The organism is Oceanobacillus luteolus (assembly GCF_023715655.1).
In the GTDB taxonomy this organism is placed as follows: domain Bacteria; phylum Bacillota; class Bacilli; order Bacillales; family Amphibacillaceae; genus Oceanobacillus; species Oceanobacillus luteolus.
Window position 1 is genome coordinate 1 of sequence record NZ_JAMBON010000067.1, and the last position, 9,153, is coordinate 9,153.

At 35.7% G+C, this 9,153-nt stretch carries 6 protein-coding genes, 10 tRNA genes and 1 rRNA gene; 4 read left to right on the top strand and 13 right to left on the bottom strand.

Annotated elements, in window-relative coordinates; all coding sequences use genetic code 11:
- From M3210_RS18985 to M3210_RS19040, 12 genes are all read right to left on the bottom strand, one after another.
- Positions 1 to 225: ribosomal RNA gene (locus tag M3210_RS18985) — 16S ribosomal RNA — on the bottom strand; the annotation flags it as partial.
- Between the two features lie 232 nt (positions 226 to 457).
- Positions 458 to 531 (bottom strand) — tRNA-Ile (locus M3210_RS18990).
- Between the two features lie 10 nt (positions 532 to 541).
- Positions 542 to 615, bottom strand: a tRNA-Gly gene (locus tag M3210_RS18995).
- A gap of 11 nt (positions 616 to 626) precedes the next feature.
- A tRNA-Pro gene (locus M3210_RS19000) sits at positions 627 to 703 on the bottom strand.
- A gap of 9 nt (positions 704 to 712) precedes the next feature.
- Positions 713 to 786: transfer RNA gene (locus M3210_RS19005), tRNA-Arg, on the bottom strand.
- A gap of 26 nt (positions 787 to 812) precedes the next feature.
- Positions 813 to 896: transfer RNA gene (locus tag M3210_RS19010), tRNA-Leu, on the bottom strand.
- A 120-nt stretch (positions 897 to 1,016) separates the two neighbouring features.
- Positions 1,017 to 1,091, bottom strand: a tRNA-Gln gene (locus tag M3210_RS19015).
- An 8-nt stretch (positions 1,092 to 1,099) separates the two neighbouring features.
- Positions 1,100 to 1,176: transfer RNA gene (locus tag M3210_RS19020), tRNA-Asp, on the bottom strand.
- A gap of 34 nt (positions 1,177 to 1,210) precedes the next feature.
- Positions 1,211 to 1,282: transfer RNA gene (locus tag M3210_RS19025), tRNA-Glu, on the bottom strand.
- A gap of 10 nt (positions 1,283 to 1,292) precedes the next feature.
- Positions 1,293 to 1,384 (bottom strand) — tRNA-Ser (locus M3210_RS19030).
- A gap of 3 nt (positions 1,385 to 1,387) precedes the next feature.
- Positions 1,388 to 1,462: transfer RNA gene (locus M3210_RS19035), tRNA-Asn, on the bottom strand.
- Positions 1,463 to 1,637: 175 nt separating this feature from the next.
- Positions 1,638 to 1,877, bottom strand: a complete 240-nt coding sequence (locus tag M3210_RS19040) for a zinc ribbon domain-containing protein (RefSeq protein ID WP_379597829.1) — start codon at positions 1,875 to 1,877, stop codon at positions 1,638 to 1,640.
- Positions 1,878 to 2,040: 163 nt separating this feature from the next.
- On the opposite strand from M3210_RS19040, the gene M3210_RS19045 reads away from it, so the two are divergent.
- The 4 genes from M3210_RS19045 to M3210_RS19060 are packed head-to-tail and all read left to right on the top strand — an operon-like array spanning position 2,041 to position 7,857.
- Positions 2,041 to 3,213 carry a site-specific integrase gene (locus tag M3210_RS19045; RefSeq protein ID WP_251517706.1) on the top strand — a complete coding sequence of 391 codons (1,173 nt, stop codon included), beginning with the start codon at positions 2,041 to 2,043 and terminating at the stop codon, positions 3,211 to 3,213.
- A 12-nt stretch (positions 3,214 to 3,225) separates the two neighbouring features.
- Positions 3,226 to 5,565 carry a hypothetical protein gene (locus tag M3210_RS19050; protein WP_251517708.1) on the top strand — a complete coding sequence of 780 codons (2,340 nt, stop codon included), beginning with the start codon at positions 3,226 to 3,228 and terminating at the stop codon, positions 5,563 to 5,565.
- 5 nt (positions 5,566 to 5,570) lie between these two features.
- Positions 5,571 to 7,271 (top strand): tyrosine-type recombinase/integrase, encoded by a 1,701-nt coding sequence (locus M3210_RS19055; protein ID WP_251517711.1) that lies wholly within the window; start codon positions 5,571 to 5,573, stop codon positions 7,269 to 7,271.
- 1 nt (position 7,272) lies between these two features.
- The gene (locus tag M3210_RS19060; RefSeq protein ID WP_251517712.1) at positions 7,273 to 7,857 is read left to right on the top strand and encodes a hypothetical protein; all 585 of its coding nucleotides are present in this window, start codon (positions 7,273 to 7,275) and stop codon (positions 7,855 to 7,857) included.
- Positions 7,858 to 8,086: 229 nt separating this feature from the next.
- Here M3210_RS19060 and M3210_RS19065 read toward each other — a convergent pair whose 3' ends face one another.
- Complete coding sequence (locus tag M3210_RS19065; protein ID WP_490722689.1) at positions 8,087 to 9,052, bottom strand: Ger(x)C family spore germination protein; 966 nt, start codon at positions 9,050 to 9,052, stop codon at positions 8,087 to 8,089.
- Between the last annotated feature and the right edge of the window lie 101 nt (positions 9,053 to 9,153).

Sequence of the window (9,153 nt, forward strand, 5' to 3'; positions counted from 1 at the left end):
TCTTTCGTCTCCACACCAGGAGGTGTGGAGCATTATCCGGTATTAGCTCACGTTTCCGCAAGTTATCCCGATCTTACAGGCAGGTTGCCCACGTGTTACTCACCCGTCCGCCGCTCGTTCCACAGACATCACCCCGAAGGGATCAGTCTGCTTCCCGCGCTCGACTTGCATGTATTAGGCACGCCGCCAGCGTTCGTCCTGAGCCAAGATCAAACTCTCCATAAAAGTGTTTGAAAAAACTTAGCTGTTATTTAATAAGAAAACGGGGTTTTCTTATTAAGTTTATGCTTGGTCACTCACGTGACCTTGCTTGACATACTGGTTGTTTTGTTCAGTTTTCAAAGAGCAAATGTTTTCGTTGTCCTCATTAAGGAGCAACTTTTAAATCATATCACCTTTATCGTTATGAGTCAACACTTTTTTAAAAAAGTTATTTAATCAGCGAAAAGAAGTGAAGTGGGCCTGAGTGGACTCGAACCACCGACCTCACGCTTATCAGGCGTGCGCTCTAACCAGCTGAGCTACAGGCCCATAAATAAAATGGAGCGGGTGAAGGGAATCGAACCCTCATCATCAGCTTGGAAGGCTGAGGTTTTACCACTAAACTACACCCGCAAACTTATAAATGGTCGGGAAGACAGGATTTGAACCTGCGGCCCCTTGGTCCCAAACCAAGTGCTCTACCAAGCTGAGCTACTTCCCGAACAACAAACGCGCCCGAGAGGAGTCGAACCCCTAACCTTTTGATCCGTAGTCAAACGCTCTATCCAATTGAGCTACGGGCGCAAATAATATTTTAATAGAAATTAAAGTGCGGTTGAGAGGACTTGAACCTCCACGGGATTAACTCCCACTAGGCCCTCAACCTAGCGCGTCTGCCATTCCGCCACAACCGCGTGAATGAATTGCAATTAATAGAAGTTGTTAAGAAACAAAAAATACTATTTGAAATAGTATAGTCAATACTTCATCATTTTCTATAAGTAACATCAACTTAAAAACAAGAGAAATAAAAATGGCTGGGCTACTAGGATTCGAACCTAGGAATGACGGGACCAAAACCCGTTGCCTTACCGCTTGGCTATAGCCCAATCATCAATGGCGGTCCGGACGGGACTCGAACCCGCGACCTCCTGCGTGACAGGCAGGCATTCTAACCAACTGAACTACCGGACCTATTTACCATTTGTGAATCGTTTTGAAAAAGGAATGACCCGTACGGGATTCGAACCCGTGTTACCGCCGTGAAAGGGCGGTGTCTTAACCGCTTGACCAACGGGCCATTTAGAAAATGGCGGAGAAGGAGGGATTTGAACCCTCGCGCCGGTATAACCGACCTACACCCTTAGCAGGGGCGCCTCTTCAGCCTCTTGAGTACTTCTCCCTATGGCTCCACAGGTAGGATTCGAACCTACGACCGATCGGTTAACAGCCGATTGCTCTACCACTGAGCTACTGTGGAATGTTTTTTTGTCAACGAAAAATATCATAACCCATTTCTCAACAATTGTCAACAACGTTTTTCAAAATTCTTCAATGCGTCGGACAAGCAAAATCGTCAGCTAATATAATTTAACATGATTTTATTATTTAGTCAACGGAAATTTTACATTTCATTTATAATATTTTCCCCTTCATTATATAGCGGTTAATTTACCCTTACATTTTCCGCACACATACTTTTTTGTATCGACTTTCCGTTTTCTTTTATATTCGTTCCCACACTTTCCACACTTATAAATATATTTATATGAATTGATTTCTGAGGGCAGCGGTTTGCAATAACGGGGAGATCCTGTCTTTTTTAGTAATTCTTTAAAATCTTTATCTCGGTGCTTGTACCCCTTCCCTTCAATATGAAGATGGTAATGGCAAATATATGATGTGTTTTGGTTTTAATCGTATTTTTGGTTTTTATTGTTTATATATATTAATTACTCAATGTTTCGACAAGATATCTTCTCTTTTTCATGGTTTTAATGAAGATGCTTTGATATAATTCTTATTATTCATATAGTTGGATATTTATTGGGGGTGTCTGTGATACATACTAGATTTGGTCTTAGGTCTTCCATTACCACTTTAAGGAAAAAACAGGAAGTAAAGCAATGTCATATAGTAATTATTAACGATATGGACTTGTATAAAGTACACCCTGTTTCTAACTTCTTATATGAAAAGAAAGGCTCTAAATACAACACATTAAAAACCAAGGGGCAAATAATAGTTAGGTTTCTGAATTGGTTTGTTGAAAACCATTTAACTTTTAGAGAACTTGAAGCAAGATTATCTACACTTAGCTTTAATAAAGTGGAGTACTATATCAACTGGTTAGTTTCAGAAGGGAAATCAAAATCTACTATATTAAACAATCAACTTACACTTAAAGAGTTTATGGGATTTCTTATTAGGAACGGAATTATTAATAATAAAGAAACTGTTCAAGAATACAATGATAGACTTAGTAATAAGAGTAGCTCCTTCTTCCAGTTATACAGGAGACCTAATCCCAGACAAACAGCGTTAGTACATGAATTGAATTTAAACTACATAATTAGTTTTATCAGATTGGCAATAAAACACACAACCCCAATAGCACTAGGTGTGTACCTTCAATTTTTTGGGGGGCTTAGGAGGGGTGATTGTGTAAACCTAACCAGAAGTAGTGTAAAGTCAAAAGGTTCATATGGTGAATTTGGATTAGAACTTGATATCCGAGAGAGGAATTTGAGAACTGACTTGAAGGATTTCGACGGAACAGACGGGGTTAAAAAACCAAGAATACAGGTGGTGTTTGCTAATAGATTACTACCTTTAATATATGAGCAGCACTCAAAGACATATGACGATATAACTGGTCAGGATGCTTTATTTGTGGATAAAAATGGTTTTCCTATGAGTGGACGCACATATCAACAACAATTTAATAGATTGAAAAAGATATTCATAGAAAAGTTATTGCAAAGCGATAATCTAGAGGCAAGTAGTTACGGGCTTTATTTAAGCAATAGAAGGTGGAGTACTCATATTGGACGTGGCACTTTTTCCAATTGGATCGCAGAAAGCACTGGTAATCCACTAGATGTGGCAATTGCACGGGGAGATAGCAATATTGAGTCTTCTTTATCTTATATGGAGCAAAGTGAAACCTTCTTGAATGGAGTTAATGAAGTGTTAAATAAAATGTATGAAAATGCTTGGGAATATGAATAAGGGGCGTTATACATGATTTGGACACAGGAACAACTTTATTTGAAAATAAAAGAATTAGAAAACGGAAATAGACCTTTAGGTACTATGGAAGTTAGTAATTTATTAGGCATATCAACTAAAACGGTAATTGATTATTTAAAACCTGTAAATTTAATTAGGGTCACTAAAGAAAAAAATAACTATTACTGGGATAGAGAGAGTGTCCTGAATTATATTACAAAACATGAAAACTACCATTACCTGTTGAAAGACTCACCTGAATATGTAAGTTCTAAAGAATTAGAAGAGCAGTTTGGGTCCATATTAACTATTAGCCAAATTCAACATATCCTGAAGAAAAACAAAGATACTAGAATCTCTATGTCAGGTTTGGTTAATAAAATAAAATATCGTAGAGATAAAATTGAGGAGGAAATTGCCTCCGTTAAACCTATAAATAATGAAAGAACTTTTACAACATTAAACGGAACAGCGTTAACCTTGAATAATGTAATGCATAACAAAGACTACATCCTGTATATGAAAGTAGTTAAAGAATTAGGTTGTCCTAAGTGGTACGTTAAGCATCTTATTAAATATAAACAATTACCTAATTCAGCAGACTTCTCAACTACAGATAGTTCTAACTCCCATACTTATGTCCATATTAACGACTATCCTATTTTACAAGATTTATACTCCAAAAAAGTAGTATTTGGCGATAGAAACTCTCTTTCTGATTTCAGTGAGGAAAAAGAGCCAATTGATCGTTTTAACAATATGCTAAGGAATTACAGTTTTAAAGATGACTTTCCAGCTACTCACAATCTGTATTACGACTTTGTTAGTGACTACATTGCCAATACAAGAACTCTATATGTGTACAATTATGTTACAAGTTTGTCTAAGACGTATATGAACATTAAACCCTTACTAACAAAAGAGATATATCTGTACAGCAATAAGGAACTTGAAATGCTATTTTTAAATGAATCGTTACTGAAAAAGTACAAGGAAGTGTTGGGAAAGTTTTTGAAATTCATTATGACAAAAACGGAAACCAATTACTCCACTGTCCCAGTAGTTAGGACTAGAGTATACCAAAAAAACAAAATTGAAACATATTCTAGAGAAGAATTTTACTATATGTATCGACAAGTGAATGATATAAATAGACATCTTGAAAAAGCCATTAACAGTCAAACCTATTGTCAAGATTGGTTTTTACTAATAATGACATTTAGTAATGCATGGAGATTTCCAGACATTATTAAAATGCCAAGCCCAAACCTAAACATACTTAATACTCAACATTTAAGTTTCAACTGGTTTAAGAAAAATATATTGCCACCCGAGAAAAGCATAAGGTTGATTAACGACTTACAGAAAAATAACCGTTTCATCATAAATAAAACCAATGCATTAAACGAGTTATTTGTTCCTACTGACATGACTATAACATTTGCAACAGCAATATCGTTGTTGGAGTTGTTTAGAAGAGAAAGGGATTATGATACAGACACACTATTCCCTAACTATATAAAACCTTCAAAAGACGTGAATTATTTTAATTACATGTTTGAAGGAGATGTGCCTTCATTTTCTTTTAAAAAGACAACTAAATCTTTATTGACATATAGTTATGTCACAGCAAGAAATATGGACAAACACGCAGGTGCTGCCAATGCAATTTCCACCAGATTACGTGGTCACAAAAATGTTGACACTATACAGCACTATGTGCTACCTACAGGTGACGATTTTGATGATATTTTCAGACATTTGTACCGAAGAGGACATTTTGGCTTTCTGTATTCTTTAATGGTGGATTTATCCATAAAACAAAGCGAAAAGGAATTGAGTATGGAAGAAAAAACGGAATCAATTGAAGCACTTATCAAAGTATTTTCACCAGAAGACTTAGCGAATTCTAGTGCTTTTTACTTTGAGCAAAGAAAAAAACTACTAAGTGTTTCACAACAAGTCATTCAACTCTCAAAAGAGAAACTGGATCAAAAATTAACAGGTATTCATAATGGGAATATGCCCTCCTACCGATTAGAAGGTCAATGCTTCGTTAGTGGGGAATGTAATCAACCCGGACGCAACTGTAGTTCTTGTAAGTACTTAATTCCTAAAGTGTCATTTTTGTTAAGTGCAAAGAAAGAAATTGACGACTTAATTGAGGATTTAAGGATTACTGAGAAACAAAATTACAATAGACGAATGAAATTGACTTATCTTATTTTAAATTTGTTAGCTGTTGTAAATCAATCAGTTAAAACATTTGGCAAGGAATATGCTAATGAATATTTTGACTTCGATGACTTGAAAATGAAATTGTCTTCTGTTCAAACTAAAATGTTGGAGTGATAATAATGGTGGATGAAGTTCATATATTTGACAACCACACCCTTCATATTGAAAATGACGAGAAATTTTCGATAGAAATGGCTGACCATTATAAAGAACGTTTTAAATTCTACAAAAGAAATGGAATTATTGAAGGGTGTCAGTATAATGATAGAAGTTGGTTCTTATGGACATTGGGAACAAGAGGCACTAGGTTAAGACTATCATTTGATCTAGATATGTTTTCCAATGTTAATGTCGCCCTTAAATGCTACACTCTACTCTTAATGGATAATGGGCTTACAGTAAGAACCATTATTCGCAAATTGAAAATTATTAAAGATTCTATTTTTAAGACCAACTTGTATAGCGAAGAAAAAGTGGAGGACTTCTATGAGTATGTTTTATTGGAAGTACCTGAGTCCTTTAAGTATAGCCATATTACCTATAATCTAGAGTTTTTTAATTTCTTCATGCCTGAACATGGTGAAAAATTTATTTCTCGTTTAATGGAGAGCGATATTAAACCCTATCAATCAAAAACTAAAACACTACCTCCATTTGAAGATATTTTAACATTTAGTAATGAACTATATAATTTTTTCTTAAACGAAGAAACCTCCTCTGTACTGAAAGAGAAATATCTTCCTATATTTATTTGGTGGCAACTAACTATGTTCATTCCAATGCGACCACATGAGTTTGTGCAGTTACAGAAAAGCGATTTAAAAAAAGTAAATGGTCAATATCAATTAACAGTTAAGAGAAGCAAACCAAAGTATCCAAATCACATCCCACCCCAAACGGAATTTCACATTACACAAGATATAGGTGAATTAATAGAGTCATATATTAACTTATGTGAACATTATTGCACTGTTGATATATCAGCAGAGGAACGTTCCTATTTATTCCCTATATACATGCGAGCGAGATACTACACCAAACATAACAAGAAAGTTTCTAAAATAATTTCACATGGAAAAAATATTCATACTACAACTGACATGTTCAATTCATTGCTGAAATTCTTTTACAAAGAAGTAATTCAATCCAGTGATATTGAACAATTAAGTGCGAATTCAACACGGCACTTAGCAATATGCAACATGAGAATGCAGGGCATTGACCCTCTAACTATTAGCCAAATGGCAGGGCATGCTAGTTTATACACACAAAACCACTATGCAAATCATTTAGAAACTTTTCTAGAAAGTAAAGTAAGATTATTAAGTGAACAGATAAAAAACAAGCAAATGAAAATTACTGATTTCTATACAAAAGAAGAAGTTGAGAACCTTCCTGTTGTTCAAAACCTTAAAACTGAAAGTGTTTTAAATAGGACGAATAGAAGTTATTTCCGACAAATTGAGGATGGATATTGCACAGATAAAGAATTTCCTAGTAACTGTGTTCCAAATTGCTTATTATGCCCGTTTTTCCTATTAGATGTAGAGAACAGGGAAAACACATTAAGACTACTTGATGAGACTTCAGTACGGCTTAATAAGCAATATAAAGATCAACTGGACACATACTATATTGTTTTCCAAAAATTAATGAACAACATGAATCAAAACAAGGAACAGCTGAACACACCTATTGATTTAAACGAACAAGTAAACAGCGTAACAAAATCCATTAATAAGACAATTGAAGACATAGCGAGAACTGAAGCATTAATTATGCAAGTATCAGAAAAAAATCAGGGAAATGAGGAGAATTGAAGTGGCAAGACCTAAAAAATACACTAACGAAGACTTGCTAGAACTTTTAAGACAAACTCGTAGTGAGATAACTGAAGATTTAACGCCATACCTATTAGAGAAGCATACAGGGGTATCTAAGACAGTATGGCGAACACGTATGGCAAAGGAGATCGAACAGTTAAATCAGGCTTTCAATAACCCCTACAACGATTCTAGGGACATTAATCCCCTTCCCTTAGATAATGTATTAACTATTTATGAGAAATACAAATATAATGAAAAAGTACTTCTAACAAAATTGAAGTCATATGACATATTTGTAAATAATATTTTAAAAATGGCTTCTAAAGTGAGTGGACTTGAAGTAACACTTCGAAAAAAAGAAAGTGCTTCGAAGGAAAAAATTCAAATATTAGAAGAAAAAGTGGCTCTTCTAAAAGAAGAACGTGACCATTTCGAAAAGGAATATCTAGAAACAATTGGACAAAGCACATATAGAGAGCAGTACAGAACAAGAGAAACCAAAGAGCCACTCTCTCTGGATAGGAAAGAAAATGTAGAAATAGTTGACTTTATCGGCAGGAACAGAGATTTATTTGACTAATTCAAAGTAAAAACTTAATAACATGTATCCCTTCGCTCCCTTTCTTATGGTTTGTGAAGAAATCCATTTAAATTTACGAAGTTTTTCGTCTTAAAAGAACTTACAAAATGGGGTTCCGTCAGGAAAATGCGGATTTACAACGTTAAACTATTTTTTGGGAAACAAAAACCTTGCTTCCCCAACGCTAAGCAGAAGAAGCAAGGTGAGTTAATAATTTCACTTGCCAGAATCACGAGGTGGATTCACCATGTTCATGTAATTTATATCTTCCAGGGTAAACAATATTCACCTCAACCTTTACATGGCGCAGGGAATCTTGGTTTAAAACGAGTTGCTGTTTTCCTGTGGCAATGCTCTTCCATTGATGTGGATGTTTGCGATACAAAGATTCGCCCAAATTGTAAATATCTATACCCTCTTTAAAAGCAGTTTGATACGTTTTGCGGATTTGCTCCTCTATTTTTTCCTGAGCCATTTGTGTGAGTTCCTTTTCGGTAAGGTCCGTATGCAATTCATTGATCCCCGCCTTCACTTTTACTGAAATATCGAAATACGCCTTGTTCAATTTCACAATAGGAGTCACTTCATATTTGGGTTTTTCTGCGACAAGAACAGCCGCAAGCTTCTCTTCGGTAAACAAATCAAGAGGTACTCGGATCGTGTGAGTACTTAGCCAGGGCATTCCCGACAAATCCTTAAGATCCATTCGTCCATAATAATTGTTTAGATCATATACTTGTACGCCTGAATATCTAAGCTGCTCTTTTGGTTTATTACTTTCCTGCCATTGACCTTTGCGAAGCGATAATTCCGGTATATAACTGGTTCTAGCCTTTTCGTTTGAGTCCAGTACAAATTGTTGCAGGCGGACCGGAGCAAGGATAGAGAACTGTCTGAAACTTTGCTCGGGATTGTGAAGAATGGATGCCTTTGGCGGTAATCTAAAAAATGGAGTTGCCAGCAAGATTTCTTCAAGAGGCTCTCTTGTGCTAAACAGCCAGGCCAAGTACCTTATTTCACGATAACGATTGATCAATTCCAGCACTTCTCCGACTTTGTTTTCCTTCATCAATCTCTCGCTGAACAAAATGGCAGAGATTTGTCCCAAGTTTAAGCGTTGTTGTGATGTACTGTACAAATCATTTGCCGCCTCCGTAAACGAGGAACCTTGTAAACCCGTAATCAAACAACGCATACAAAAATGAAGCACCTCTTGCTAAGATAGAAATATCAATTGAAGGAGGTGCTTTTCTATGCCACATGAAGAACTAATCATCGTGCCCGTAACACTCCATC

Bases quoted from the DNA above. Each gene is read 5' to 3' on its own strand.
- M3210_RS19050 (WP_251517708.1), top strand. From the start codon at position 3,226: ATGATTTGGACACAGGAACAACTTTATTTGAAAATAAAAGAATTAGAA.
- M3210_RS19065 (WP_490722689.1), bottom strand. From the start codon at position 9,052: ATGCGTTGTTTGATTACGGGTTTACAAGGTTCCTCGTTTACGGAGGCG.
- M3210_RS19055 (WP_251517711.1), top strand. From the start codon at position 5,571: ATGGTGGATGAAGTTCATATATTTGACAACCACACCCTTCATATTGAA.